This is a genomic window from Streptosporangium sp. NPDC049078 (assembly GCF_040648855.1).
Taxonomy (GTDB): Bacteria; Actinomycetota; Actinomycetes; order Streptosporangiales; family Streptosporangiaceae; genus Streptosporangium.
In genome coordinates this window covers 174,577-201,408 of the sequence record NZ_JBEZEL010000007.1, presented here as the reverse complement: position 1 = coordinate 201,408, position 26,832 = coordinate 174,577, and the positions used below count along the sequence as shown (strand labels likewise).

Sequence of the window (26,832 nt, the reverse complement as noted above, 5' to 3'; positions counted from 1 at the left end):
CTTCACCGATGACAGCACTGAGAGAAGACCTGGAGACGACCCGCTGGACCCCGGTCTGCTCCTACACCGACCTGCTGCCCGAGCGCGGAGCGTGCGCGCTCGTCGGCGACAGGCAGATCGCGCTGTTCCGCGCCTTCGACGGCTCCCTGTTCGCGATCGGCAACCTCGATCCGTTCAGCGGCGCCCACGTCCTGTCCCGCGGGATCGTGGGCACCAGGGCCGGAGAGCCCGTGGTGGCCTCCCCCATGCACAAGCAGGTGTTCTCCCTCGTGACGGGGGTGTGCCTGGACGATCCCGCGGTGGCCGTGCCGACCTATCCGATCCGCGTCACCGGCGCGACGGTGGAGGTGGGCTCCGCGTGAGCGGGGGCGGGCGCGGAGCGGGCAGCGTGGAGTCGTGGACGGCCGGATACCGAGGAAACATCGAGCGAGGAGTGGTGAACGACAGATGAGCATGGCCGTTCTGGACAGTCCCATCGGCTCTCCCGAGACCGCGCCCGACGCGCTGGCCGGGTTCACGATCGGGGTCACCGCCACCCGGCGGCGCGAGGAGTTCTGCGCACTGCTGGAACGCAGGGGCGCCAGGGTGGTGCGCGCCCCGGCGATCCGGCTGGTTCCCCTGGCGGAGGACGCCGACCTGCTGGCCGCGACCCGTGCCAGTCTGTCGGCCCCGATCGACGACGTGGTGGTCACCACCGGCGTCGGCTTCCGCGGCTGGATGGCCGCGGCCGAGGGCTGGGGGCTGTCCAGCGACCTCTCCGAGCATCTGACCTCGGCCAGGCTGCTGACCCGCGGGCCCAAGGCGCGCGGAGCGGTCAGGGCGGCGGGTCTGATCGACCACTGGACCCCGCCCACGGAGTCGTGCGAGGAGGTCAAGCAGCACCTGCTCGCCCAGGACCTGCGCGGCCGCCGCATCGCCGTGCAACTGCACGGGGAGCCGCTGACCGGTTTCGTGACCGCGCTGCGCGAGGCGGGCGCGGAGGTCATCGAGGTGCCGGTCTACCGGTGGCTGCCCTACCGCGACGTCTCGCCGCTGCGGCGACTGGTCAGCCAGGCCATCTCCGGCGGGGTGGACGCGGTGGCCTTCACCAGTGCCCCGGCCGTACTGGCCATGCTCAACTCCGCCCGCGCCGACGGCCTGGAGGACGCACTGATCGCGGCCTTCGCCGGACCGGTCGTCGCCGCCTGCGTGGGCCCGGTCACCGCCGGGCCGCTGGAGGCGCGCGGGGTGCCCACCGTGCAGCCCGAGCGCTCCCGCCTGGGCACGCTGGCCCGTGCCCTCGCCAGGCACCTGCCCGAGCACAGCGTCACCCGTCTGGTCGCGGGCGGCCACCAGCTGGAGATTCGCGGCCACGCCGTCGCGGTGGACGGCGAGCTGAAGCCGCTGCCGCCGGCACCGATGGCGGTCCTCAAGCGCCTGGCGGACAAGCCGGGACACGTGGTGGCCCGCTCGGATCTGAGGACCGTGCTCCCCGGCGGTCCGTCGCGCGACTCGGCCGAACACGCGGTCGAGATGGCCATCACCCGGCTGCGCCGCGCCCTCGGCCCCGCGGGGATCGTCGAGACGGTCGTCAAGCGCGGCTACCGCCTGGCCTGTGACCGGGGCGAAGGCCTGTGACGACTCTGGTCCTGGCCGGGCACGGCACACGCAGTTCTGCTGGGGAGGAGACCCTGGCGGGCCTGCGGGACCTGGTGCGCGGGGGGCGCCGGGGCACACGTGTGGAGCAGGCGTTCCTGGAGATCAGCTCACCTCTGCTCGCCGACATGCTTCCCGGACTGCCCGGCCCCGTCGTGGTGGTCCCGCTGCTGCTGGCGGGCGGTTACCACGTCCACATCGACCTGCCCTCCGTGGTGGCCGCGGCCAGGCCGGACGCCGTGGTGGCGCCGCCGCTGGGGCCGCACCCGCTGCTCGCCGCCGTTCTCGCCCGGCGGCTGTCCGCCGCCGGGCTGAGGGCGGCCGACTCGGTGATCCTGGGGGCGGCGGGGTCGTCCGATCCCGCCGCGCTCGCCGACGTGCGGGCGGCGGCCCGGCTGCTGTCGGTCCGGCTCTCCCGTCCGGTCACCGCGGCCTTCGCCGCGACGGGCACCCCTTCGGTCGCCGAGGCCCTGGACAGGCTGCGCTCGGGACCCGCGCCGCGGATCGCGCTCGCCTCCTATCTCCTGGCCCCCGGCTTCTTCCAGGACCGCCTGGCGGCGTCCGGCGCCGACCTGGTCGCCGCGCCGCTGGGGGTGGACGCCGACCTGGCCGCGCTGGTGTGGGCCCGGTTCGACCAGGCCCGCCTGGCAGCGGCGGCCTCGAAAGGCGGCCAGACCCGCCGTGCGTCCGTGGCGGCGGGGGCCGGGGCACGCCAGGCAGCGCCGGAGCGCGAACGTCCCGGCTCAGGGGGTCACCTGGCGCCGGTGGTCCCGGGAGGCGATCAGTCTCGCTGGGGCTCCAGTCTCAGCTCCCGGACGATCTCCTCGGCGACCTCGTCACGTGACGGCAGGAAGTCGGGGCCGAGAAGTATCTCGTAGTAGGCGTGGCGGAAGCACCCGGCGAGCAGCAGCCTGGCGCTGGCGACCGGGACGACCCCGGGGGAGAGGCGCCCCGCCCGTTCCTCGGCCGCGAGATAGGTGGCGATCGGGATGATCTCGGACATCGGGTCGATGTCGCTGTCACGCATCGCCTCGCGGAACCGGACGGTGACCGAGGGGGAGGTGAAGGCGGGAAGCGCCGCCGACTGGACCTCGCAGTAGTAGTCGATGCCGGCTCGCGCGATGGGCAGAAGGTTCTCGCTCACCCGGCCCTTGCCGACCAGATACATCAGGTCGTCGAGAATGCGCCGCCAGACCGGGAGCCGATCCTGCAGCAGGGCGAGGAACATGTCGACGGCGTGCCCGGAGGCGGTGCCCCGGGAGCGCGGCTGCGAGGCGTCGCCGGCCTCCTCGCGTTTCATGAACGCGGCCAGCTCGAGGACGCGGAGCCGCGCGTCCTGCGCGTTCCTGCGCGGGTCGGCGGTCTTGTGGTAGGGGTCGATGTAGGGAGTCGCCATGGTCGCCCTAACGTGCGCAGTCACATGGACAGGTGGTCGTGGCAGTGATGCGTCGTTCGTCGGCCCCCCGCGGGAGGTCGTGTCCTTCCCGGCCGTGGAGTCGCCGACATCCGGTTTGCCGTTCGGCGTCCCCGAGGATCCGGGACGCGCCCGATCAGTGCTGTCGGCCCGGGCCTGACCCCAGGATCAACTGGTCTCAACCTAGGCGAAAAAGGGCGTCCGGTGGTAACCGTACGCCGTGAGTTCAGCCGTCGGAGTCACGGTCGCGGCGGCGCAGATAGCGCTCGAACTCGGCGGCGATGGCGTCGCCGCTCGCCTCGGGCAGCTCGGCGGCGTCCTTGCGCTCCTCAAGCTCCTTGACGTACTCGGCGACCTCGCTGTCCTGGGAGGCGAGCTCGTCGACGCCGTGCTCCCAGGCCCGGGACTCCTCGGCCAGCTCGCCCAGCGGCATCGGGATGTCGAGCAGGTCCTCCATCCGGCTGAGCAGTGCCATGGTGGCCTTCGGGTTGGGCGGCTGGGCCACGTAGTGGGGCACCGAGGCCCACAGTGACACGGCGTGCAGCCCGGCGGCGCCCAGCGAGTGCTGGAGGACGCCGACGATGCCCGTCGGTCCCTCGTAGCGGCTCAGCTCCAGGTTGATCGCCCTGGCCAGGCCCTCGTCGGTCGCCGATCCCACGATCGGCACCGGGCGGGTGTGCGGCGAGTCGTTGAGCAGCGCGCCGAGCAGGACCGCGAGCTCGACTCCCAGCTCGCGGCAGACCAGCACGATCTCCTCGCAGAACGCGCGCCAGCGCATGTTGGGCTCGATGCCGCGCAGCAGCACCACGTCGCGGTCGACGCCCGGGGGTCTGGCCACCGACAGCTTGGTGGTCGGCCAGGTGATGGAGCGCGTCAGTCCCTCACCCATCTCGACGATCGGGCGGGTCATCTGGAAGTCGTAGTATTCCTCCGGGTCCAGGGAGACCAGCGGGGTCGCCTTCCACTCGTCCTCCAGGTGCGCGATCACTCCGCTCGAAGCTTCACCCGCGTCGTTCCACCCCTCGAACGCGGCGATCATCACCGGGTCGACGAGCTCGGGCAGACCTTCGATCTCGATCACGCGCCCCCTCCTTCTCACCTCACGCCCTATCCGGCTAAGCCTATGTGGTGAGGGGGCCTTCACGTCACCTTCCCGGCGCGGTGTGGACGATCAGGACGTTGCGGCCCGCGCCGTCACAGGCCGACCCGCGCCTCCCCGCGCGAACGCCGCCGACTCCCAGGACTGTACGGTGGTTTTCGGTGTAAGTCCTGATCAAGGAGATACACCTGATGAGTACCCCGATTCAGGCATCTGCCGACACAGACCTGGAGGAAGCCGCGGTGCGCGGGCTGGGTGGTGAGTCCCACTGCCGGCGACACGGCCTGAACCGTGCACCCCATGCGGGGTGAGGAGCCACAAGCTCGGCCCTTCAGGGCCGAGAAGCTGACCGTACGAACCGGCGTGTGATCGGCCAGGAGGATTCACGGGAAATGGAAGCTGTTCTCTTCGACATGGACGGGCTTCTCGTCGACAGCGAGAAGATCTGGTTTCAGGTGGAGACCGAGGTGATGGAACGACTCGGCGGCGAGTGGGGCGAGGCCCACCAGGAGAACACGGTGGGCGGCTCCCTGGCGGTCACCGCGGCCTACATGCTGCGGGTCTCCGGTGGTGACGCCGACTGCGCCGAGGTGGAGACCTGGATGCTGGAGGGCATGATCGCCAAGCTCTCGGGCGGGGTGGAGATGATGCCCGGGGCCTTGGAACTGCTGGCGGAGGTGCGCGAGGAGGGCCTGGCCACCGCGCTGGTCACCTCCTCGGCCAGGCCGATCGCCGAGGCGTGCCTGAAGAGCATCGGCGAGCACAACTTCGACCACGTGGTCACCGCTGACCACGTCACCAGGACCAAGCCCCACCCCGAGCCCTACCTGACGGGGGCCCGGCTGCTGGGGGTCGATCCGGCCCGCTGCGTCGCCCTGGAGGATTCCCCGAACGGGGTGACGTCGGCCACCGCCGCGGGCTGCCGGGTGGTGGCGGTGCCGAGCGTGCTGCCGATCCCCTCCGCGCCCGGCCGCCTCGTCGTCGGCTCGCTGCTGGAGGTCGACGTGGCGGTCCTGCGTTCGCTCTCCCTCAGGGAGTCGCCCCTCGCCGAGTCACCCGCCCGCGGGTCCTCCGCCGCCGGTCCCGCCGACGGTTAGTCCCTCCACGAAGAACTCCTCGGCGGGTGGCCGGCAGGGCGGACGGCCACCCCGGGGACGGTCCGATGGGGGACCTCCCTGATCTTTCACGCGAGCCGGGCCGTATCCCTTAGGGGGTGATCCCTCCTCAGGAAGGAGGGCCCGTCCCGATTTGACGTGCCAGGATGGATATCCGGGTAAGCCGATATGAGGGGCGGTCCGCTGTGTCGTACGAACAGATCGCGTGGTTGCCGCTCTGCGCCGGGGTCACCGGTGTGGGGCTGGTACTGAGTTTCCTGCTGATGCGACGCCGGGGCGCCGCGGCGGGATTGCGTGCGGTGGCCTGGTCGCTGTTGCCCATCGCCGCCTACCTGACCGGCGCGCTGCCGACCGTGTGGCGGATCGGCACGGCGATCGGCGGGTTCCTCACCGGTCTGGTGTTCAACCCCGTGGTGTGGTCCGGGGTGGCGGTGACCGGGTTGTCCGTGCTGCTCTTCCTGGTCTCCGGTTTCATGCGTGGCCGCCGCCTCAAGGCCGCGGCGTCCGGGGCGTCCCCGGCGTCCGCCACGGGCGCCCCGACGCGGAGCGAGGCCGTGACATCGGGTGCGCCCGGCGCGACGGCCGCCACGCAGCCGCTCCCCAAGCGCACGCCCGCGCCCTCGCCGGTCTCCCGGGCAGCCGGATCGAAGCCCGCGGCGAAGCCGGCCGCCGACGACGACTTCTCCGATATCGAGGACATCCTCAAGCGCCGCGGGATCGGGTGACGCTGGGTAACCGCCTCATTTCAATGTCACGAATCCGAGACAGAAGCGGAACGGCGTCCGGACATTACCTTCAAGATCAAAACGAATGAATTTCGCGTGAATCACAGTTGAGCCACATAGCGCCTCAGGGGACTGGTCAGCGCAGTTCAGCCCATAGATTCTGCCCTCGGGACCACTAATAACGGCCCGTAGACTAACGGCGCGCTACCCCGACCCGGGGAACGCGTTAACGGACGACGTCGTCTGGGATCCAGGGGGCCAACTGTATGACCGCACCGCTCGACGCCCCCGGCAAGACCCCTGAGGTCCCGCCGGAGGCAGTGCTCGCGGGGGCGGGCGTGAAAGCCATCCAAGGCCGATCGCTCGGACAGATCGCATGGATGCGCCTGAAGCGCGACAAGGTCGCGCTTGTCGGCGCCGGCGTGGTCGTCCTGCTGATCCTCACCGCGATCTTCGCTCCGCTGATCGTGGACGTGTTCGGCCACCCGCCGAACGAGTTCCACCAGGAGATGATCGACACCTCCACCATGACCCCCCAGGGCGGCACGGGCATCAGCGGGGACTTCCTGTTCGGGGTGGAGCCGGTCAACGGCCGCGACCTTTTCAGCAGGGTGGTCTACGGAGCACGGATCTCGCTGCTGATCGCGGTCCTCGCCACCGTGCTCTCGGTGGTCATCGGCACCGTCATGGGAGTGATGGCCGGTTACTTCGGCGGCTGGGTCGACACCCTGATCAGCCGCACGATGGACGTCTTCCTCGCCTTCCCCCTCCTCGTCTTCGCGATGGCCCTGGTCGGTGTCCTCGGCCAGTTCGAGCAGAGCCTCGGCGTGACGGGCGACACGTTGCGCATCGGCCTGCTGATCTTCGTGATCGGCTTCTTCAACTGGCCCTACATCGGCAGGATCATCAGAGGCCAGACACTGTCACTGCGGGAACGCGAGTTCGTCGACGCCGCCCGCAGCCTGGGCGCACGCGGACCGTACATCCTGTTCCGGGAGATCCTGCCGAACCTGATCGCGCCGATCCTCATCTACGCGACGCTGCTCATTCCCACGAACGTCCTGTTCGAGGCCGCGCTCTCGTTCCTGGGAGTCGGCATCCAGGCGCCCACGGCGACCTGGGGAGGCATGCTCTCACAAGCGGTGAAGTTTTATAACGTGCCGCATTTCATGTTCTTCCCTGGCATGGCGATCTTTATCACGGTGCTGGCTTTCAACCTCTTCGGCGACGGGCTGCGCGATGCCCTGGACCCGAAAGCGTCCCGTTGACCTTCAACCTCCCGTTCTCCCGGATTAACAAGGGGTGCAAGTAAATGAACAAGAAATCCGCAGTGGCCTTCGCGGCCGCGGGTGCCGCTCTCTCCCTGGGGCTCTCCGCCTGCGGTGGCGGTGGCGGCAGCGAGACGAAGCCGGCCGACGGCTCGTCGGGCGCGCCGGCGGCCGCGGAGGCGTTCAACGCCGGACTCGAGGCGGTGTTCAACCCTTCCGACAAGAAGGGTGGCGTCCTGAAGATGGCGATCTCCGAGGACTGGGACTCGGTGGACCCCGGTGACACCTACTACGCGCTCTCCTGGAACCTCATCCGGATCTACGGCCGTTCGCTGGTGACCTACACCCCCGCCCCCGGCGCCGAGGGCCGCAAGCTCTCCCCGGACCTGGCCGAGAGCCTGGGCGAGTCGAGTGACGACGGCAAGACCTGGACCTACAAGCTTCGCGCCGGTCTGAAGTTCGAGGACGGCACGCCGATCACGTCCAAGGACGTCAAGTACGCGGTCCTGCGGTCCATGGACAAGGAGACCCTGGTCAACGGCCCCACGTACTTCAACGACTGGCTGGACCTGCCGAAGGACTTCAAGAGCGTCTACAAGACCCCGGACGTCAACACCGACTCCGCGATCGAGACGCCGGACGACCAGACGATCGTCTTCCACCTGAAGAAGGCCTACGGCGGCTTCGACAACTTCGCGGCGCTGCCCGGCACGATCCCGGTCCCCAAGGACAAGGACACCGGCGTCAAGTACCGCGAGCACGTGGTCGCCTCCGGCCCCTACAAGTTCGACAAGGTCGAGCCCGGCAAGCAGTACACCCTGGTCCGCAACGAGCACTGGGACCCGGCGACCGACCCGATCCGCAAGGCGCTGCCGGACAGCTACGAGATCTCCCTCGGCGTCAACGCCGACGACCTGGACAACCGGATCATCTCCGGCGACCTGCACATCGACCTCGCCGGCTCGGGCGTCCAGCCCGCCGCGCTCGGTCGCGTGCTGGGCGACCCGACGCTGAAGGCCCGGGCGGACAACCCCACCGGCGCCCGCACCTGGTACACCTCGATCATCTCCGACGTGGCCCCGCTGGACAACGTGGACTGCCGCAGGGCGATCATCTTCGCCGCCGACCGGGTGGGTCTGCAGAACGCCTACGGCGGCGAGTTCGCCGGCGGTGACATCGCGACCGGTCTGATGCCGCCGTCGATCGGCGGCTGGAAGAAGCTGGACCTCTACCCGACCGGCACCGGCGACGTGGAGAAGGCCAAGGAGGCCCTCACCGCGTGCGGCAAGCCCGACGGTTTCGAGACCACCATGGCCTACCGCGCCGACCGTCCCAAGGAGAAGGCGACCGCCGAGTCGCTCCAGCAGGCGCTGGCCAAGGCCGGCATCAAGCTGACGCTCAAGGGTTACCCCACCGGTGACTACTTCGCGCTCTACGCCGGCAAGCCGGACTTCGTGAAGAAGAACGGCATCGGCCTGGCCACCAACGGCTGGGGCGCCGACTGGAACGACGGCTTCGGCTTCATGTCGCAGATCGTCGACAGCCGGACCATCCGCGAGTCGGGCGGTAACTACAACCTCAGCATCAAGGACAAGGAGATCGACGCGAAGATCGACCAGATCTTCCAGGAGAACGACGTCGCCAAGCGTGACGCGCTCTGGGGCGAGATCGACCAGAGGGTGATGGAGCAGGCCTACGTGCTGCCCGCGGTCTGGTCCAAGGGCGTCCTCGTCCGTCCCCAGGGCGCGACGAACGTCTTCGTCACCGGTGCGTTCGACATGTACGACTACCTGAACCTGGGTGTCCAGTAAGCGTCGGAAATCCAGTTCGGTTAGTCGAGTTCGGTTAGTCGAGGCTTGAAGGGGCCGGCCCGCTGGGCCGGCCCCTGGAGCCGGGGGGACTGTGGTCACTTACATCATCCGCCGCCTGGTCGGCGCGCTGCTCATGCTCGTTATCGTGAGCATGGTCACCTTCTCGATCTTCTTTGTGATTCCCCGCATCGCGGGCGCCACGGCCGAGGACTTCGCCAGCCGCTACATGGGCAGGTCCGCCGACTCGGAGATGATCGCGGCCACAGCGGAGAAACTCGGGTTCAACGACCCGGTTCCCGTGCAGTACGGCCGCTGGATCTCGGGCGTCTTCGTCGGCTCGAAGTTCGACACCGGCGCCTCCATCGAGGAGTGCCCCGCCCCCTGTTTCGGCTACTCCTTCATCAGGAGGCAGCCTGTCTGGCCCGACCTGGTGGAACGCATCCCGGTCACCCTCTCGCTCGCCCTGGGCGCCTCGGTGATCTGGTTGCTCGGCGGCGTCGCGACAGGCGTGCTGTCCGCGCTGAGAAAAGGCACGATCTTCGACCGGGCGGCGATGAGCATCGCGCTCGCCGGCGTCTCTTTGCCGATCTTCTTCACCGGCATCGTCTCCCTCGTCGTCTTCAGCTACGGGTTGGGCATCACCGCGCCGGGCGGCAGTTTCACGCCGTTCTTCGAGAATCCAGCGCAGTGGGCCTACAACCTCCTCCTGCCGTGGATCACACTCGCGTTCCTCTACGCCGCGTCCTACGCGCGTCTGACCAGGGCGGGAATGCTGGAGACCATGAGCGAGGACTACATCCGCACGGCCAGGGCCAAGGGCATGCAGGAGTCCAGGGTGGTCGTCAAGCACGGGCTGCGCGCCGCGCTGACACCCATTCTGACGATCTTCGGTCTGGACCTCGGTCTGCTGCTCGGTGGCGCGGTGCTCACCGAGAGCACGTTCTCCTTGAAGGGCATCGGCGACTACGCCGTCCAGGCCATCGTGACGAACGACCTTCCGAAGATCATGGGTGTCACCATGGTCGCGGCGCTCTTCGTCGTGCTGGCCAGTCTGATCGTCGACCTGCTGTACGCGGTGGTCGACCCGAGGGTGAGGCTTGGATGAGCGCTCCGTCGAGCTTTCTCGAACTGAGGGACCTGCGGATCCACTTTCCGACGGACGACGGCCTCGTCAAGTCGGTCGACGGGCTCTCCTTCCAGCTGGAGCGCGGCAAGACGCTCGGCATCGTGGGCGAGTCCGGATCCGGCAAGAGCGTCACCTCGCTGGGCATCCTCGGCCTGCACAAGGGAGGCAGGGCGAAGATCTCCGGCGAGATCTGGCTGGACGGTGAGGAACTCGTCTCCGCCTCGGCCGACCACGTCAGGACGTTGCGCGGCAAGAAGATGGCGATGATCTTCCAGGATCCGCTCTCCGCGATGCACCCCTTCTACACGGTGGGCGCGCAGATCGTGGAGGCGTACCGGATCCACAATCAGGTCAGCAAGAGGGTCGCGCGCAAGCACGCCGTCGAGATGCTGGGCCGGGTGGGCATCCCGCAGCCGGACAGGCGCGTCGACAGCTATCCGCACGAGTTCTCCGGCGGCATGCGCCAGCGCGCGATGATCGCCATGGCGCTCTCCTGCGACCCGGAGCTCCTCATCGCGGACGAGCCGACCACGGCCCTCGACGTGACGGTACAGGCGCAGATCCTGGACCTGATGCGCGACCTGCAGCGCGACTTCAACGCCGCGCTGATCGTCATCACCCACGACCTGGGGGTCGTCGCGGAGCTGGCGGACGACATCCTGGTGATGTACGGCGGCAAGGGCATCGAGTACGGCACGTCGGAGAGCATCTTCGAGCGGCCGGAGCATCCCTACACCTGGGGCCTGCTGGGATCGATGCCGCGCCTGGACCGGGAGCGGACCGAACGGCTGCTGCCGATCAAGGGCACTCCGCCCTCTCTGATCAACGTGCCCGCCGGGTGTGCCTTCCACCCGCGCTGCGAATACGCCGACCGTACCGGCGGAAGGGCGAACACCGAGGTGCCCGAGCTGGTCGAGAGCGAGGGCGGCCATCTGGTCCGGTGCCACCTGCCCCGTGAGGTCAGGCGGGACATCTGGGAGAACGAGATCAAAGCGAACCTGGAGTCCTCGTGAGCGAGCGAGCCGACACACCCGTCGCCCAGGCCGTGCGTTCGACGAACGGAAAGTCTGTGACCGAGCCAATTCTGTCAGTGCAAGGGCTGGAGAAGCACTTCCCGGTGACCAAGGGCCTGCTCAAACGCCAGGTCGGTGCGGTCAAAGCGGTCGACGGGATCAGCTTCGACGTCTTCAAGGGGGAGACCCTCGGTCTGGTGGGCGAGTCCGGCTGCGGCAAGACCACGACGGGGCGCATGATCACCAGGCTCATCGAGCCGACCGGCGGGAAGATCGTCTTCGAGGGACACGACATCACCCACATGTCGCAGTCCAAGATCCGGCCGCTCCGGCGCGACGTGCAGATCATCTTCCAGGACCCCTACTCCTCGCTCAACCCTCGCCACACGGTCGGTGCCATCGTCGGCGCGCCGTTCCGCATCCAGGGGATCCAGACCGAGCAGGGCACCAAGAAGGCGGTCCAGGAGATCCTGGAGCTGGTCGGGCTCAACCCCGAGCACTACAACCGCTACCCGCACGAGTTCTCCGGCGGTCAGCGCCAGCGCATCGGCATCGCCCGCACGCTCGCGCTCAAGCCCAAGCTCATCATCGCCGACGAGCCGGTCTCCGCGCTGGACGTGTCGATCCAGGCGCAGGTGGTCAACCTCCTGGAGGACCTGCAGGACGAGCTCGGCCTGACCTATGTGGTCATCGCGCACGACCTGTCGGTGGTCCGGCACATCAGCGACCGGGTCGCGGTCATGTATCTCGGCAAGATCGTCGAGTTGGCCGACCGCAAGGCGCTGTACGAGTCGCCCATGCACCCGTACACCAACGCGCTGATGTCCGCGGTGCCCGTCCCGGACCCGGCCCGGCGCAGGGATCGCGAGCGCATCCGTCTCCAGGGCGACGTGCCCAGCCCGCTCAACCCGCCGCCCGCCTGCCGGTTCCACACCCGGTGCTGGAAGGCCCAGGAGATCTGCAAGAAGGTGGAACCACCGCTGGAGACGCTGGCTCCGGGGCACCAGGTCGCCTGCCATTTCCCGGAGAACGCCCCCACGGAGCAGCCACCTCTGCAGGCCGTCTCGAGCTGACCGCACTCGCCCCGCTCCCCGTACGCCGCGTGGGGGCCCGAGTGAGGGTCCCCTGGGCGTGTGGGCCTAGGGTCGGCGCGGGCGTGTGAGAGGCGTCAGGGAAGGGCGCCCGGTGTGATCAGGCCGGTCTCGTACGCCAGGACGACGGCCTGGACGCGGTCGCGCAGACCCAGCTTGGTGAGCACGTTGCCGACGTGGGTCTTCACCGTCGTCTCGCTCACCACCAGTTCGGCGGCGATCTCCGCGTTGGACATGCCCTTGGCGATCAACCGGAGCACCTCCAGCTCGCGCTCGGTCAGCCGGTCAAGGCGCGCGGGGGTCGACTGCTGGTGCATCGAGGGCAGGTGCGCGCCGAACTTGTCCAGCAGCCGCCTGGTGACGCTCGGCGCGACGATGGCGTCGCCCGCCGCAACCACCCGGATGGCCTGCACCAACTCCTCGGGCGGGACGTCCTTCAGCAGGAACCCGCTCGCCCCGGCGCGCAGCGCCTCCACGATGTACTCGTCGAGGTCGAAGGTCGTCAGCACCAGCACCCGCGGCACGTGCGCGCCCACGGTGGCCTCCCGCACGATCCTGCGGGTCGCCTCGATGCCGTCCACGCCCGGCATCCGGACGTCCATCAGCACCACGTCGGGCAGCAGCGCCCGCGACTGGTCCTGTGCCGCCTTGCCGTCTCCGGCCTCGCCGACCACGGTGAGATCGGCCTCGGCCTCCAGGATCAGGCGGAAGCCGGTGCGCAGCAGTGGCTGGTCGTCCACCAGCAGCACTCTGATCGTCATCACGTGTCCTTGAGGGGGAACCGGGCATTGACCTCGAATCCGCCCCCGTCGCGCGGGCCGATCCTCAGAAGTCCACCATAGAGGGCGACACGCTCGCGAATACCCGCCAATCCGTGCCCGGTCGCCTCCCCGTCCTCCGCACGCGCCCGCGGGCCGAGGCCGTCGTCCTCGACCTGGATGGCCAGCTCACCCGGTTCGTGCCGCACCCTCACCCAGGCCCGTGCCTGCGGCCCCGCGTGCCGCAGGCTGTTGGTGAGGGCCTCCTGGACGAGTCTGTACGCGGCCAGGTCGACACCGGGAGGCAGTGTTCTCACCGTCCCTGCCGTCCCTGCCGTCCCTGCCGTCCCTGCCGTCCCTGCCGTTCTCACCGTCCCCGCCACCCCCGCCACCTCCGCCGCTCCTGCCGTCTCCGGGGTGGCCCGCTCGTCCTCGATGCACAGCTGCGTCCGCAGCCCCGCCTCGCGCATCTGATCGACCAGGGCGGGGATCTCGCGCACCCCCGGCTGCGGGCTGCGCTCGACGAGGGCCCCCTCGGTCCTGAGCACGCCCACCATGCTGCGCATCTCCGCCATCGCCGTCCGGCCGAGCTCCTCGATCGCCGCCAGCGCCTCTCTCGCCCCCTCGGGGTTGCCGGCCAGCACCCGGCGCGCCGCGGCGGCCTGGACGGTCATCACACTCACGTGGTGGGCGACCACATCGTGAAGCTCGCGGGCGATACGGGAGCGCTCCTCGGCCCTCGCCGCCCGGGTGTCGGCCTCCCTTACGCGTTCCATACGCCGCGCCCGGTCGCGCAGCTCCGCCTGGTAGGCCCGGCGCAGCAGCGCGTTCCGGCCCGCGATCCACAGGGAGACGGTGAAGACGGCCATCAGTAGATGGCTGTTCCACTCGCCGAGCCGGCCCTCCGCCGCCGCCGACAGGAGGTGACCGGCGAGGGCGAGCGCCGGGGCGCACAGACTGAGAGCCAGGCCGCGCCGGGCGGCGATCGTGTAGACCAGCACCAGGGTGACGAGCCAGAGCAGGGAGGAGTTGCGTCCTGTGGAGGCCAGCGTGACCTCGGCCACGCAGACCAGGAAGAGCATCAGGAACGGCCGGTGGCCGCGCAGTGCCACCGACAGGCAGCCCGCCACGATCAGGCCCAGACCCATCGCGTCCGGCTCCCTCAGACGGGCGGGATCGCCGAAGGCGTGGGCCACGTGGGCGAAGGGGACCGAGGCGGCGGCCAGCGCTGCACCGAAGATCACGTCGGGAATCAGCGGGTGCCCGTGGAACCATGCCCGCAGGCTGCCGATGGTGTCGCGCACACAATCAATGTAGGCGCCCCTCCACCGGTGCCACCCTGCCAGAGGTGGATATCGCCCTCATCCCCACGAAGGACGGTGCCGATTGCGACGCTGGCGCGTCGCGGTTCGGCCGCTGGGATCCGGCTCCTTCAGTGCCGGTTGCGACGCTGGCGCGTCGCGGTTCGGCCGCTGGGATCCGGCTCCTTCCCTCGTCGAGGAAGATCGTTCGTTCCTCACGACCTCCCTCTCCTCAGTCCAGTCCCCGGCGCGGCCTCACGGGTTGGTTGGCGACGCTGGCGCGTCGCGGTGAGGCCGCTCTTGTCCGGCTCCTTCCCTCGGAGAGCGGGATCGTTCGTTCCTCACGACCCCGTTCTCCTCAGTCCAGTCCCCGGCGCGGCCTCACGGGTCGTCCCTCAAGGACAGATCACGGGCATGTCTCCAGGGATGCTTCCCGAGGCAGGTCGCGTTGGGCGGGTTCAAGCGTCCTCACCGCGACGCGTAGTGTCGCGATCGGCGCAGCCGCTAAAGCTCGTCGGTGGCCGCCCGCGAGATCTTGGCGGACCGCCGGTTGCTGCGCATGGTGTCGCCCGGCTGCCGCTCGGGGACGGGCGGGGGAGTGCCGCCGAACTCCGGGCACAGGTCCTTGTAACTGCACCAGTCGCACAACCTGCTGGGCCTGGAGCGCCACTCGCCGGTCTCCAGCGCGCGCTCGATCGCCTGCCACAGGGCCTGGACCTTGCGCTCGGTGGCCAGCAGGTCGGCTTCGTCGGGGGTGTAGCGCAGGACCTCACCGCCGCCCCCGAGGTACATCAGCTGGAGCATGCGGGGCACCGAGCCGCGCAACCGCCACAGGACCAGCGCGTAGAACTTCATCTGGAACAGCGCCTTGGCCTCGAAGGCGGGGCCAGGGGCGCTGCCGGTCTTGTAGTCGACGACGCGGACCTCACCGGTGGGCGCGACGTCCAGCCGGTCGATGTAACCCCGCAGCATCAGGCCGCTGCCGAGGACCGCCTCCACGTAGAGCTCACGCTCCGCGGGCTCCAGACAGGTGGGGTCCTCAAGGGTGAAGTAACGCTCCAGCATGACGCGGGCCTGGGCCAGCCACTCGGCGCGGTCGTCGTCGCCGGTGAACATCCCGGCATAGGAGGGGTCCTCCTGCTGGAGCCTGTGCCATTGGGGCTCCAGCAGGTCGTGGGCCGCGGAGACCGTGCGCTGCGGGGCGGGAAGGTCGTACAGGCGTTCCAGCACCGAGTGGACCATCGTGCCCCGCACCGCGGCGGGCGACGGCGGCTCGGGAAGCCGGTCGATCACCCGGAAGCGGTAGAGCAGCGGGCACGTCATGAAGTCGCCCGCGCGCGACGGCGACAGGGCTCCGACGATCGTGGGCTCGGTCGGTGACATGACCGCACTGTAGGTCACGGTGACGACAGTTTGTGCCCGAGGTGCCCCCGTGGCGCCTACCGGAGGCCCGATGGCGCGTACCATCGAGGACTGAGGGTGGATTGAACAAGGAAATGGTGAAGCAGCGGTGAGCAGCGACAGCCCACGCCAGGACAGTCCAGGGCTGCTGATGGGCCGCCCGTTCGGCATCCCGATCTACGTCTCGCCGACCTGGTTCATCGTGGCGGCGTTCATCACCTACTCGTTCCAGAGCGTGGTGGCCTACCGGCTGCCCGATCTGAGCATCCCGCTCACCTATGTCGTCGCGTTCGTCTTCGCGGTGCTGCTGTACGTCTCGGTGCTCCTGCACGAGCTGGCGCACTGCGTGGTGGCCAGGATGTACGGCCTGCCGGTACGGCGCATCACGCTCTACCTGCTCGGCGGCGTCTCGGAGATCGAGCGCGAGCCGGAGACCCCGGGCAGGGAGTTCATGGTGGCCTTCGCCGGGCCGCTGCTCTCGCTCGGGCTGGCCGCGATCGGATTCGCCGCCTCCTACGTCATCGACCCCGGCACGATCGCCGGCGTCCTGGTCTTCCAGCTCTGGCTCGCCAACCTGATGGTCGGGATCTTCAACCTGCTCCCGGGGCTGCCGCTCGACGGCGGGCGCATGCTGCGGGCGGGCGTCTGGAAGATCACCCGTAAGCCGCTCTCCGGTACGGTCGCGGCGGCCTGGGCGGGCCGGGTGCTGGCCGTCGCCCTGGTCGTACTGCCCGTCGGGCTGACGCTGGTGGCCGGGCAGGAGCCAGGCCTGATGCTCATCTGGTCGCTGTTGCTCGCCGCCTTCATCTGGTTCGGCGCCACCCAGTCGCTGCGCGGTGCCCGCGTGCGGGCCCGGATCCCCGAGGTCAACGCCCGCGCCCTCGCCAGGCGGGCCATCGCGGTGACCGGCGACGTGCCGCTGGCCGAGGCCCTGCGGCGGGCCGCGGAGGCACAGGCGGGGGCGATGGTGGTGGTCGACCACGAGGGTCGTCCCACGGGCATCGTGAACGAGGTCGCGGTGGAGTCCACCCCGGAGAGCCGCCGCCCCTGGGTGACGGCGGGTTCGCTCGCGCGCAGCCTGGAGCCGTCGCTGGTGCTGGCCGCGGACCTGGAGGGCGAGCCGCTGATCGACGCCATGCGCGAAGCCCCGGCCGGGGAGTATCTCCTGGTGGAGCGGGGCGGCGAGATCTTCGGCGTGCTCGCGACCTCGGACGTGAACCGCGTGTTCAGCGGGGTTTAAGCGAACCACAGGTGATTTACAGGCGTCTCACTGGATACTCGCCGAAGACAGGGGATGGCAGGAGAGGAACGTACCTGTTCGTCCCACTCGTCTTCGGCTCTCACCAGGACTAGGGTTTTGGCCAGCGAATGGGCTGGCCACGTAGCTTAAGGGACGTCAATTGGCACCCCCCCAAACACCGGCGCCTGCCGGTGATCTGACGCCGGATCTCCTCGGCGCCCCCGAATGGACCGACCAGATGGTCGCGGCCGCGGGCATCCCCATGTACGACATCCCCTTCCTCACGGTCGGTGGTGGCATGGGATCCTTTGTGACGCTCGACTACCTCAGGATCTACGGCGTTCCCACCTCGCAGATGCGGGTGGTGTCCAACATCGACCATCCGTGGCAGACCTACGAGTTCCTCACCAGATGCTCGCAGATCCCCCGGGGTGAGCGGATCCGCTCCGACTCCTCCTCCCGCCCGGACAACCTGTGGGGTTTCCCCTCCTACGCCCTGGAAGAGGCGTGGAAGGAGAAGAAGCCGTCATACCTGTGGCAGATCCTCACCGAGCCCCTCCTGAACGACTACTGGACCCCGCGCGCCGGCACCGTCTTCGAGAACCTCGAACGCGAGGCCAAGCGCATCAACTACTGGGACATGCTGGTCAAGGGGCAGGTGCGGATGGTCCGCCGCAGGGCGGGCGGCGGCTACTTCACCGTGGTCACCCCGCCCGACGGCGCGGCGCCGACCAAGCGCATCATCTTCCGGTCGCGCTTCGTGCACATCGCGATCGGTTACCCGGGCCTGAAGTTCCTGCCGGACCTGCAGGAGTTCCGCACCAAGCACGGTGACTACCAGCGCGTCGTCAACGCCTACGAGCCGCACGAGCAGGTCTACGAGTTCCTGAAGACCCGGCCGGGCACCGTGGTCATCCGCGGTGGCGGCATCGTCGCCTCCCGGGTGCTCCAGCGGCTGTTCGACGACCGGGAGCGACACAACCTGCAGACCCAGGTCATCCACATCTTCCGCACGTTCGTCAGCGGCTCCCACGGGCCGCACATCTGGTCGCGCCGCAAGGGCGGGGACGGCTGGGCCTACCAGGGCTTCAACTATCCCAAGTCGGTGTGGGGCGGCCAGCTCAAGGCGCAGATGCGCAAGCTGGAGGGCGCCGACCGGGCGAGGAAGTACAAGGAGATGGGCGGCACCAACACCCCCTACAGGCGGCGCTGGCAGGAGCAGATGCGGGCGGGCCGCAGCGGCGGCTACTACCACCCCGTGCAGGGCACCGTCGACCGCGTGGAGCAGAGCCACGACGGGCGGCTCGTCAGCTACGTGCGCAGCAGCGACGGCATCGTCCGCGAGCCGGTGTCCGACTACATCATCGACTGCACGGGCCTCGAGGCCGACATCGCCGAGCACCGGATCTTCGCGGACCTGCTCCAGCACGGCGGGGCGTTCCGCAACCCGGTGGGCCGGCTTGAGGTGGAGCGACACTTCGAGGTGAAGGGGACGGCCAACGGCGACGGCGCCCTCTACGCCTCGGGGTCGGCCACACTCGGCGGCTACTTCCCGGGCGTCGACACCTTCCTCGGCCTGCAGATCGCGGCACAGGAGATAGCGGACGACCTGGCGAAGCGGGGATTCGTCAAGAAGATGGGACCGCTACGGTCGACCTCGCAGTGGTTCAAATGGGCCCGCAACTCGCCGGTGTAAGGAGTAGTTCTCGTGGTTCCGACCCTGCTGGGCCGTATTCAGACGCGCCTGCTCATGCTCGCCACCGTCGGCGTGGTCATCACCCTGCTGATCGTTCCGCTGCTCCCCGGTTCCGGGCCGCTCTCCGGCCGCTACGTCAACGGCCTCCTGGTCATCGCGGCGGTGGCCGTGCTGGGGGTCGTCTGGGAGCTGATATACCACTTCCTGATGCAGTTCAGATGGGAGAAGGACTGGCCGACTCTCTTCGGCCTGCTGACGCTCGTCCCCGAAGGTCTTGTGCTGTACTTTTTGCTACGGTCCGGTGCGGTTGATTTCATCGATCCGGTCCCACCGGCCGCCTTCTGGACGCATTTCACCGTCGTCTGGGTATGCATCTGGTTGGTGACGAACGGTCCCATGAGGGTGCCGTTCATCCGATGGCGTTTCCGGGGAGGGAGAGTTCTGTGACCGACCAGGGCTTCGGAGTGGTGCGTCCGCTTCCGGGCAACGGGCTGGTGGCCCACGAGGGTGGCCTGCTGCTGGTGTGCGACGCGGCCGAGGCCGTCGTTGAGGATCTGCTGGGAGCGCTGCGGGAGACCGCGGCCTCCGGCGGCGACGGCAGGGCGCTGGCCCGCCGCGTCGCCCAGATCCTCGCCGCCATGATGGGTGAGCCGGTGGCGTGCGCCGTCGCCGGCCCCGTCGGCGGGGGAGTGGCCGTCCTGGTCAGCGGCCCCGCGTTCGCGTCGGTGACCGGCGCGAACGGTGAGATCCAGCTCGCGGGGCGCGACGCGCTCACCTGGTCCGACCGGCTGGTTCCCGGCCCGGTGACCCGGGTGGAGCTGCGCCTGCCCGATGCGGAGGCCGCGCACCCGCTCTCCCGGCTGGACGCCGGGGTGATCGTCGCGGGTGGGGTCTCGTGCGACCCGACCGAACCGGGCGCCGCCCCGCGTGCCGTGCCACGGGCGGAGTCCGCCGCCCCCCAGGGGCAGCACGCCCAGCAGGCACAGCACGCCGCCCCCCGGATGGAGCCCGCGGTCCCCGAATCCGTCCCGATGTCCGCGCCGCCCGAGCGGTCGGCACCTCCCGCGTGGTCGGCGTCCCCGGAGCCTCCGCCCTACCCCATGGGCCCGGCCGATCCCTACCCGCCGGTCGCCCCGCCCGCGGAGCCGCGGCGCGAGCCGCAGCCGCAGGGGTGGCACTCCGAGCCGATGCCGCAGGGCCCGCTCTCCTCTCCCGGTCACCCGGGTGTGCAGTCCGGCGGTCCCTCCACCGGGCCCGCTCCCGCGGTCGTCCACCACGAGGACATCGACACCGCCATGGCGAGCGGGATCGGCGGCGATCCCATCGACGTGCGCGACCAGCCGTTCGAGTACGAGTTGCTGACACCCGGGGGAGCGCAGCAGCCGGGAGGCGAACCCTCCGCCGCTCCCGCGCCCGGCCCGGCGGCCGAGCCCGAGGCGCGGCCGCTGGTCTACGGGGTCGACTGCAAGAACGACCATTTCAACGACCCTCGCGTCCCCTACTGCGCGGTCTGTGGCATCGCGCTGGTCCAGCGCACCCTCGTCCCCTACAAGGGGCCGCGCCCGCCGCTGGGGGTGCTGCTCCTGGACGACGGCCTGACGCTGCGGCTCGACACCGACTATCTGGTGGGCCGTGACCCCGAGCGGGCTCCCGAGGTGGCGGACGGCTCGGTGCGCGCGGCCAAGGTCACCAGCCCCGACGGCTCGGTCTCCCGCCGTCACCTGCGGGTGGCGCTGGACGGCTGGGACGTCAACCTGGTCGATCTGGGGTCGGTCAACGGCACCCAGATCCAGCCGCCCGGTGACCCCAACTTCTACGACATCCCGCCGAACGAGCCGGTCGCGATCCTGCCCGGCACCACCGTGCGGATCGGCGTCTCACGCACCATGCGCTACGAGTCGCACCGCAACCGCTGAGGAGCACCCCTCGCCTTCTTCGGCGGCACGGCCGTGGGCCGTGCCGCCGATGCGCGTTCAGGGGGATGTGGTCAGGAGCGGAAGGCGCTCCGAGCCCGGGGGCAGGATCGCCGGGCAGGCGTCAGGGCTGCGGGATCGGGGCGCGCAGGGCGGAGACGGCCTCGGCCCAGTCGACAGGGTCGGGGTCCTGCTCGGCGCGAACCAGTAGATGAACGTCTTGGGGGACGTTCGCCGTGTCTGCGGCGAGGACCAGCGCGCCCTCGGGGACCGGGCCCGAGGTGGCCTCCACCCCGAGCTTGGCCAGTCGCTGGGCCAGCGCCGAGGCCCGGTTCCCTCCGGTGACGACGAGGGGACGCCCCCGCAGTGTCGCGAGGCCGAGCGCCACGTGGGCGGCGGCGTCGCCGCCCGAGCCGTGGTGCACCGCCACCGCCACCGGCTCGGAGCCAGGCACGGCCTGCTCGAACATGAACGGCGGCACGGGCATGGCCACGGTCACCACGCGGCAGGTGGCGCCGTCGCGCACATCGGCGTAGCCGGGGATGTCGGCGGGCAGCACCAGCAGGTCAGGATGGGCGCCGGAGACCAGCCCCGGCAGCTCGCCCGCCACGTCCGCGCTGAACCGGCTCACCACCCTGCTGTCCGAGCCGCGCTCGCGGGCCGTGGTGGCCAGTGTCTCCAGCTCGTGAAGGGTCTCGGCCAGCTCGGCCAGCTCCGAGGAGAGGCCGCTGCCGACCTCCAGGCGTCCCGAGGGGTAGGGACGCAGGTGGCCCAGGACCACCTCGGATGGGGTCGACGGGGACGACGGTGACACAGAGAGTGCCAGGGCGGTGGCCAGGCCGACGAGCGGGGCCTGCTCGGCGGGGGGATCGGGTACGACCACCAGCACCCGGTGGGCGGCGGTCACTCCCAGGGCGGCGCGCTCGGCGTCGGCGATGTCGCGGGCCACCCGCCTGTCGGGGTAGAGCCTGCGCACCAGCGGACCGGTCATCGCGGTCGTGACGAGGGCCATGACCACCATCAGCGAGTACAGCTCGTCGTCGAGCACGCCCTTCTGCAGGCCGACGGTGAGGATGACGATCTCGGTGAGTCCTCGCGTGTTGAGCAGGGCCGCGAGCGTCCAGGACTGCCGTCCGGGCAGTCGCTGCGTCCGGGCCGCGGCGTAGGAGCCGAGCAGCTTGCCGCCGATCGCGACGGCCAGGATCGCGGCGAGCGTGCCGAGACTGGACAGGTCGAGCTCGCGCAGGTTGACGTTGAGCCCCGCCACCACGAAGAACATCGGCAACAGCAGCAGCACGGCGAGCTGCTCCAGCCGTTCCAGGATCTCGTGGTTGAGCCGCTCGGCTCCCTCGCGGGGCATCACCGCGCCGAACACGAACGCCCCGAAGATGAAGTGGACGTGCATCCACTCGGTGGCCCAGGCCGACCCGATCAGGCCGATGAGCACCAGCGAGAGCAGTCCGGGCGTGAGCCGCCCGGCCTTCTCGTACGCGGGCACCAGGCGGGCCAGCAGGGGCTTGACCACCAGGAACATCACCAGTGCGTACGGCAGGGCGAGCAGGACCTTCCACTGCCCTTCGGCCTCTCCCGCCCCGGCGATGCCCACGACCACCGCCAGAGCGGTCCAGGCGAGCACGTCGATGACGGCCGCGGAGGCGAGGGCGAGGCCGCCGAGCGTGATGCGCTGCATTCCCCGGTCGGTGAGGATCCTGGCCAGCACGGGGAACGCGGTGGCGGACATCGCCGCCCCCATGAACAGCACGAACGGCAGCGTCCTGTCGCGGCCCACGTGCTCGCCCGCGATGCTGAGCGCGAGCACGCACCCCAGGACGAAGGGCACCACGGTCGAGCCGAGCGCCACCGTCACCGCGATCCGGCCCTTGCCCCTGACCAGCTTCTGGTCCAGCTCCAGGCCGACGACGAACATGAACAGCACGAGGCCGACGTTGGCCAGCGCCTGCAGCGGGGGCCGCATCTCCGGCCCGAACAGCTGGTCACCGATGAGGGGGCCCAGCAGCGTGGGGCCCAGCAGGATGCCCGCCACGATCTCGCCGATGACCGGGGGCTGGCCGAGCTTTCTGGCGAGTGCTCCGAACAGCCGGGCCGCCGCGAGGACGATGACGAGATCGAGCAGGAGCAGATCCATGTGCAGCACTTGCGAGCACGCTTTCCGTATGCAAAGAAAAGCCCCGAGAATGTCGAGGGCGACGTTACCGTGTGGGGGATGTCGCCGCGAACGTCACGTGGGTACGGAGGGAGACCGTTGGTGGAAGGCATCGCCGATTACGAGTTCGTCAGGTCACTGGGGGCGGGCAACCACGGCGAGTTCTACTTGGCGAAGAGGCCGGAACGGTTGCCCGTCGAGGCTGACCTGGTCGCGGTGAAGGTGGTGGGCGGCACCGGGAGCGACGCGTTCCGCCGTGCCACGAGGGAGTTGAAGGCGTTCGCCGCGGTGCGCTCCCCGTACCTTGTGCGGCTCTACGACGCCGGCCAGCAGGGCGGGGTGTTCTACTACTCGATGGAATACCTGCCGGGTGGCTCGCTGGCGCGTCCCGCGGAGCGTCCCTCGCGTGAGCGGGTGCTGCGCGCGGTCGCCTGCGTGTCCCACGCGGCGCAGGCGCTGCACGAGGAGGGCATCGTTCACCGCGACATCCGTCCCGGCAACGTGCTGCTCACCGAGGACGGTGGCAAGCTCTCCGACCTCGGCCTGTCGCAGGTGCTGATGCCTGGTGCGACGGTGACCGGGATGGGGGACATCGGCTCGGTGGAGTTCACCGACCCCACGCTGCTGCAGGGGGAGACCCCCACCCCCGGGGGCGATGTGTGGTCGTTGGGCGCGACACTGCACTGGGCGGTGAGCGGCAACGGTCTTTACGGGGAGCTGCCCACCCACGACCCGCTGCTCACTCTGCGCAAGGTGTACAGCGCGACGCCGTCGATCCACCCGAGCCTGGAACCGGAGCTGTCGGACCTGGTCCAGGCGTGCCTCGGCGACGCGGCCAAGCGGCCCACCGCCAGGGGAGTGGCCGACCGGCTCTACGCCCTGCTGGCCTGAGAGTCCCGCGGCCTTGGGAGGTCCCCGCCGGTCCGGGACGCTCCGCGGGTGCCGGCCCTGAGGGTTCCGGGCCGGTGGCTGTCCGGCCGCCCGGCGCGTCCTCCGGCGAGCGCGGGGTGCCTCGTCCGAGGATCGGGCAGGACCGTGAGGCCGTGCGGGCCTACCCGCCGGTGGGACGCAGGCGGTCGAGCTCGGCGTCGAGCATCCGTTCCAGGCGCGCGGTGTCGAGCCTGTCGGGATAGAGCAGGTGGTGCGCGCTCAGTCCGTCGACGAGGGCGAGCAGCCGCTCGGTGACGTCGTCGAGGTCGTCGGCGGCGGTGATCTCTCCGTCGGCGGCCGCCGCGCCGAGCAGGCTGCGTACCAGGTAGCGCAGTTCCTCGGCCTCGGCGCGCTGCGTCTCCAGCATCGCCGGGCTGGTCAGGCTGCGGCTCCAGAAGCCGATCTCCAGCCCGCTCTCGCGGGCGCGCTCGTCGTCCAGCGGGAGATTGTCGAGGAGGAGTTCGCGTAGCGCGGCCAGGCCGGTGAGACCGGTCAGCTTGCCGCGCAGGCGTTCCACGATGCGCCGGTGCGAGGAGCGCAGCGCCGACAGCATGATGTCGTCCTTGTCGGTGAAGTAGTGGGTGAGCACGCCGTTGGAGTAACCGGCCTCCCTGGCGATGGCCCGGGTCGTGGCGGCCTCGATGCCCTCGCGCAGGATGACGCGGCGCGCGGCCTCCACGACCTCCTCGCGGCGCTCGCCGTGATTGACGATCTTCGGCACCTCGCTCCTCCCTGAACGGATTCGTTGACATTTTAGTCGGTCGCCCGTCTATTATCCGCTGAAGACATGAGGAGGACTCGATATGACCGTCGTCACCCTCGGTGCGCACATCGTGGACGTGCTCGCCAGACCGGTGGAGTCGATCCCCGCCGGCCAGGACACCCACCTGCTGGAGCAGATCCGTGTCACCGCCGCGGGCGCCGCCGCCGCGACCGCCGTCGACCTGGCCGCGCTCGGCGTCCCGGTGGCCTCGGTGGGGGCGATCGGGGACGACGAGCTCGGCGACCTGCTCGTCATGATGATGGGGCGGCGTGGGGTCGACGTGACCGGGATCGTCCGCAGGCAGGGGGAGCAGACCGCCGCCTCGATCCTGCCGATCCGCCCCGACGGCGGGCGCCCGTCCTTCCACGTTCCCGGCGCGAACCTGGGGCTGTCCACCGCGGACGTCGCCCGTGAGACCGTCCTCGGCGCGCGGGTCGTGCACCTGGGCGGCATGGACGTCACCTGGGGCCTGTACGACCCCGCGTTCTTCGCGCTGCTGGACGAGGCGCGAGCGGCGGGCACGATCGTCACCATGGACCTGCTGTCCAACATGCCGGATCTCATGCAGGGGGTTCGCGTCTTCCTTCCTCATGTCGACTACCTCCTGCCCAACGAGGAGCAGGCACTGCTGATGAGCGGCGCCGGTGAGGCGGGGGATGTGGAGGAGGCCGCGAACGCACTGCTGGCGCAGGGGGCCTCGGCCGTCCTGGTCACGCTCGGCGCGGACGGGAGCCTGATCGCCGACGCGAAGGGCGTCACCCGCGTTCCCGCCCTCGACGTCCCCGTGGTCGACACCACCGGCTGCGGCGACGCCTACTGCGCCGGGTTCGTCGCGGGTCTGGTCGACGGCCGTGACGTGGCCGGTGCCGCGAGGCTCGGCACCGCGCTGGCCGCCCGGGTCGCCGGGGGCCTGGGCTCGGACGCGGGTCTGGACGGTGCGAGGGAGCTACGGGACGAGAAGTGACCCCGCCGTTCACGCACCCCGGCCCCGCGGCCGTACGGACGGCGGGGTTCGGCCGCGGAGCCGCCGAACCCATCCAGACATGACCAGAGACGAAAGGACGGCGCATGTCCATCGACGCCAAACTCAGGGAGCGGGCCGCCAAGGTCGTCCCCGGCGGCATGTACGGCCATCTCAACGCGGCCCTGCACGGTCCCGCCTATCCGCAGTTCTTCGTCGGGGGAGAAGGATGCCGCCAACGTGACGCCGACGGACGTGAGTACGTCGATCTCATGTGCTCGTGGGGACCCGTCGTGCTCGGTCACCGTCATCCCGCCGTCGAGGGCGCCGTCGCCGCACAGCTCGCCGCGGGCGACTGCCTCAACGGTCCCGGTCCCGTCTACGTGGAGCTCGCCGAGCTGCTGGTGGAGACCGTCCCGCAGGCCGACTGGGTGATGTTCTCCAAGAACGGCACCGACGCCACCACCCAGGCACTGATGGTCGCCCGCGCCGCCACCGGCAGGACCAAGGTCCTCATGGCGCACGGCGCCTATCACGGGGCCGACCCGTGGTGCACGCCCAGCCCGGCGGGGACCACCCCCAACGAGCGTGCCGACCTGGTCGAGTTCACCTACAACGACCTCGCCGGTGTCGAGGCCGCCGCGGCCCAGGCGGAGGGCGACGTCGCCGCGATCATCGTGACGCCGTTCAAGCACGACTCGTTCGAGGACCAGGAACTCGTCGCCGCGGAGTTCGCCCGGGGGGTGCGGGCCCTGGCCGACCGGATCGGGGCCGCTCTGGTGATCGACGACGTGCGCGGGGGCTGGCGGATCGACCTGGGCGGTTCCTGGGAACCCCTGGGCGTGCGCCCCGATCTGTACGCCTTCAGCAAGGCCATGGCCAACGGCCACCCGATCGCCGCGGTCACCGGTGTGGATTCCCTGCGCGGGCCCGCCCAGACGCTCTACTCCACCGGCTCCTTCTGGTTCAACGCCGCCCCGATGGCCGCGGCCAAGGCCACGATCGAGACGTTGCGCGCCATCGACGGCATCGCCCTGATGGAGCGCGCGGGCACCCGCCTGCGTGAGGGCCTGGCCGCCCAGGCGGCCTCGCACGGCTTCACGGTCAACCAGACGGGGCCGGTGCAGATCCCGTGGCTCTCCTTCGAGGGCGACGCGACGCTGGACAAGGGCATGTTCTGGGCCGCGGCCTGCCTGGAGGAGGGGGTCTACCTCCACCCGTGGCACAACTGGTTCCTGTCCGCGGCCCACACCGACGCCGACATCGATCGGGCACTCCAGGGCACCGACGCCGCCTACGCCAAGCTCAGGGCACGCTTCGGCGCCGACTGAGCCCCGGCCGGGGCCTTCCTGATGGGCCGGATGTTTGGGATCGCCCGCGACCTCCGGGGCGGTGCACGGCCGGTGCC

Annotated in this window: 24 protein-coding genes; 17 read left to right on the top strand and 7 right to left on the bottom strand. The window is 70.1% G+C overall.

Annotation, left to right across the window (positions count from 1 at the left end; all coding sequences use genetic code 11):
• Positions 1-8: 8 nt before the first annotated feature.
• The 3 genes from nirD to AB0B90_RS13835 all read left to right on the top strand — a co-directional run bounded on the left by nirD (position 9) and on the right by AB0B90_RS13835 (position 2,513).
• On the top strand, positions 9-362 hold the full coding sequence (nirD, locus tag AB0B90_RS13845) for a nitrite reductase small subunit NirD (protein WP_350947675.1): 354 nt from the start codon (positions 9-11) through the stop codon (positions 360-362).
• A gap of 85 nt (positions 363-447) precedes the next feature.
• The gene (locus tag AB0B90_RS13840; RefSeq protein ID WP_350947674.1) at positions 448-1,617 is read left to right on the top strand and encodes a uroporphyrinogen-III synthase; all 1,170 of its coding nucleotides are present in this window, start codon (positions 448-450) and stop codon (positions 1,615-1,617) included.
• On the top strand, positions 1,614-2,513 hold the full coding sequence (locus AB0B90_RS13835) for a sirohydrochlorin chelatase (RefSeq protein WP_350947673.1): 900 nt from the start codon (positions 1,614-1,616) through the stop codon (positions 2,511-2,513). Before AB0B90_RS13840 ends, AB0B90_RS13835 begins: the two co-directional genes overlap by 4 nt.
• Here the strand turns inward: AB0B90_RS13835 and AB0B90_RS13830 are convergent.
• Positions 2,417-3,055, bottom strand: coding sequence for a hypothetical protein (locus AB0B90_RS13830; protein ID WP_350947672.1), 639 nt, complete (start codon positions 3,053-3,055; stop codon positions 2,417-2,419). The genes AB0B90_RS13835 and AB0B90_RS13830 overlap by 97 nt on opposite strands.
• 220 nt (positions 3,056-3,275) lie before the next feature.
• A complete protein-coding gene (locus AB0B90_RS13825) occupies positions 3,276-4,130 on the bottom strand; it encodes a PAC2 family protein (protein WP_350947671.1) in 855 nt (284 codons plus the stop codon).
• A 410-nt stretch (positions 4,131-4,540) separates the two neighbouring features.
• Between AB0B90_RS13825 and AB0B90_RS13820 the strand changes: the two genes are divergently transcribed.
• From AB0B90_RS13820 to AB0B90_RS13790, 7 genes are all read left to right on the top strand, one after another.
• Positions 4,541-5,245, top strand: coding sequence for an HAD family phosphatase (locus AB0B90_RS13820; RefSeq protein ID WP_362922681.1), 705 nt, complete (start codon positions 4,541-4,543; stop codon positions 5,243-5,245).
• A gap of 203 nt (positions 5,246-5,448) precedes the next feature.
• Positions 5,449-5,988, top strand: coding sequence for a cellulose synthase (locus AB0B90_RS13815; protein ID WP_362922679.1), 540 nt, complete (start codon positions 5,449-5,451; stop codon positions 5,986-5,988).
• 266 nt (positions 5,989-6,254) lie between these two features.
• Positions 6,255-7,256 carry an ABC transporter permease gene (locus AB0B90_RS13810; protein WP_350947668.1) on the top strand — a complete coding sequence of 334 codons (1,002 nt, stop codon included), beginning with the start codon at positions 6,255-6,257 and terminating at the stop codon, positions 7,254-7,256.
• A gap of 44 nt (positions 7,257-7,300) precedes the next feature.
• Positions 7,301-9,067 (top strand): ABC transporter substrate-binding protein, encoded by a 1,767-nt coding sequence (locus tag AB0B90_RS13805; protein ID WP_350947667.1) that lies wholly within the window; start codon positions 7,301-7,303, stop codon positions 9,065-9,067.
• A 91-nt stretch (positions 9,068-9,158) separates the two neighbouring features.
• Positions 9,159-10,172: an ABC transporter permease gene (locus AB0B90_RS13800; protein ID WP_350947666.1), complete on the top strand. Its 1,014-nt coding sequence runs from the start codon at positions 9,159-9,161 to the stop codon at positions 10,170-10,172.
• Entirely contained in the window at positions 10,169-11,206 is a 1,038-nt protein-coding gene (locus tag AB0B90_RS13795) for an ABC transporter ATP-binding protein (protein ID WP_350947665.1), read from the top strand. Before AB0B90_RS13800 ends, AB0B90_RS13795 begins: the two co-directional genes overlap by 4 nt.
• A 56-nt stretch (positions 11,207-11,262) precedes the next feature.
• Positions 11,263-12,279, top strand: coding sequence for a dipeptide ABC transporter ATP-binding protein (locus AB0B90_RS13790; protein ID WP_362897260.1), 1,017 nt, complete (start codon positions 11,263-11,265; stop codon positions 12,277-12,279).
• Positions 12,280-12,374: 95 nt separating this feature from the next.
• Here the strand turns inward: AB0B90_RS13790 and AB0B90_RS13785 are convergent, their stop codons facing one another.
• From AB0B90_RS13785 to AB0B90_RS13775, 3 genes are all read right to left on the bottom strand, one after another.
• On the bottom strand, positions 12,375-13,058 hold the full coding sequence (locus AB0B90_RS13785) for a response regulator transcription factor (RefSeq protein WP_350947663.1): 684 nt from the start codon (positions 13,056-13,058) through the stop codon (positions 12,375-12,377).
• Positions 13,058-14,359 (bottom strand): histidine kinase, encoded by a 1,302-nt coding sequence (locus tag AB0B90_RS13780; protein WP_362922676.1) that lies wholly within the window; start codon positions 14,357-14,359, stop codon positions 13,058-13,060. The genes AB0B90_RS13785 and AB0B90_RS13780 overlap by 1 nt, the downstream gene beginning before the upstream one ends.
• Before the next feature lie 501 nt (positions 14,360-14,860).
• A complete protein-coding gene (locus AB0B90_RS13775; RefSeq protein ID WP_350947661.1) occupies positions 14,861-15,739 on the bottom strand; it encodes a RecB family exonuclease in 879 nt (292 codons plus the stop codon).
• 169 nt (positions 15,740-15,908) lie between these two features.
• On the opposite strand from AB0B90_RS13775, the gene AB0B90_RS13770 reads away from it, so the two are divergent.
• The 4 genes from AB0B90_RS13770 (at position 15,909) to AB0B90_RS13755 (ending at position 20,609) form a co-directional block, all read left to right on the top strand.
• Positions 15,909-16,997, top strand: coding sequence for a site-2 protease family protein (locus tag AB0B90_RS13770; RefSeq protein ID WP_350947814.1), 1,089 nt, complete (start codon positions 15,909-15,911; stop codon positions 16,995-16,997).
• Positions 16,998-17,157: 160 nt separating this feature from the next.
• Complete coding sequence (locus tag AB0B90_RS13765) at positions 17,158-18,693, top strand: hypothetical protein (protein ID WP_362897258.1); 1,536 nt, start codon at positions 17,158-17,160, stop codon at positions 18,691-18,693.
• Between the two features lie 12 nt (positions 18,694-18,705).
• Complete coding sequence (locus AB0B90_RS13760) at positions 18,706-19,140, top strand: hypothetical protein (protein ID WP_350947659.1); 435 nt, start codon at positions 18,706-18,708, stop codon at positions 19,138-19,140.
• Positions 19,137-20,609: an FHA domain-containing protein gene (locus tag AB0B90_RS13755; protein WP_350947658.1), complete on the top strand. Its 1,473-nt coding sequence runs from the start codon at positions 19,137-19,139 to the stop codon at positions 20,607-20,609. The genes AB0B90_RS13760 and AB0B90_RS13755 overlap by 4 nt, the downstream gene beginning before the upstream one ends.
• 121 nt (positions 20,610-20,730) lie before the next feature.
• On the opposite strand, the gene AB0B90_RS13750 is transcribed toward AB0B90_RS13755, so the two are convergent.
• A complete protein-coding gene (locus AB0B90_RS13750) occupies positions 20,731-22,752 on the bottom strand; it encodes a cation:proton antiporter (RefSeq protein ID WP_362922844.1) in 2,022 nt (673 codons plus the stop codon).
• A 120-nt stretch (positions 22,753-22,872) separates the two neighbouring features.
• On the opposite strand from AB0B90_RS13750, the gene AB0B90_RS13745 reads away from it, so the two are divergent.
• A complete protein-coding gene (locus tag AB0B90_RS13745) occupies positions 22,873-23,661 on the top strand; it encodes a serine/threonine-protein kinase (protein ID WP_362922673.1) in 789 nt (262 codons plus the stop codon).
• Positions 23,662-23,821: 160 nt separating this feature from the next.
• Here the strand turns inward: AB0B90_RS13745 and AB0B90_RS13740 are convergent, their stop codons facing one another.
• Positions 23,822-24,421, bottom strand: coding sequence for a TetR/AcrR family transcriptional regulator (locus AB0B90_RS13740; RefSeq protein ID WP_350947656.1), 600 nt, complete (start codon positions 24,419-24,421; stop codon positions 23,822-23,824).
• A gap of 82 nt (positions 24,422-24,503) precedes the next feature.
• Here AB0B90_RS13740 and AB0B90_RS13735 point away from each other — a divergent pair, with 82 nt between their 5' ends.
• Both AB0B90_RS13735 and AB0B90_RS13730 read left to right on the top strand, forming a co-directional pair.
• Positions 24,504-25,427 (top strand): PfkB family carbohydrate kinase, encoded by a 924-nt coding sequence (locus tag AB0B90_RS13735; RefSeq protein WP_350947655.1) that lies wholly within the window; start codon positions 24,504-24,506, stop codon positions 25,425-25,427.
• A 104-nt stretch (positions 25,428-25,531) separates the two neighbouring features.
• On the top strand, positions 25,532-26,755 hold the full coding sequence (locus AB0B90_RS13730) for an aminotransferase class III-fold pyridoxal phosphate-dependent enzyme (RefSeq protein WP_350947654.1): 1,224 nt from the start codon (positions 25,532-25,534) through the stop codon (positions 26,753-26,755).
• Positions 26,756-26,832 lie beyond the last annotated feature (77 nt).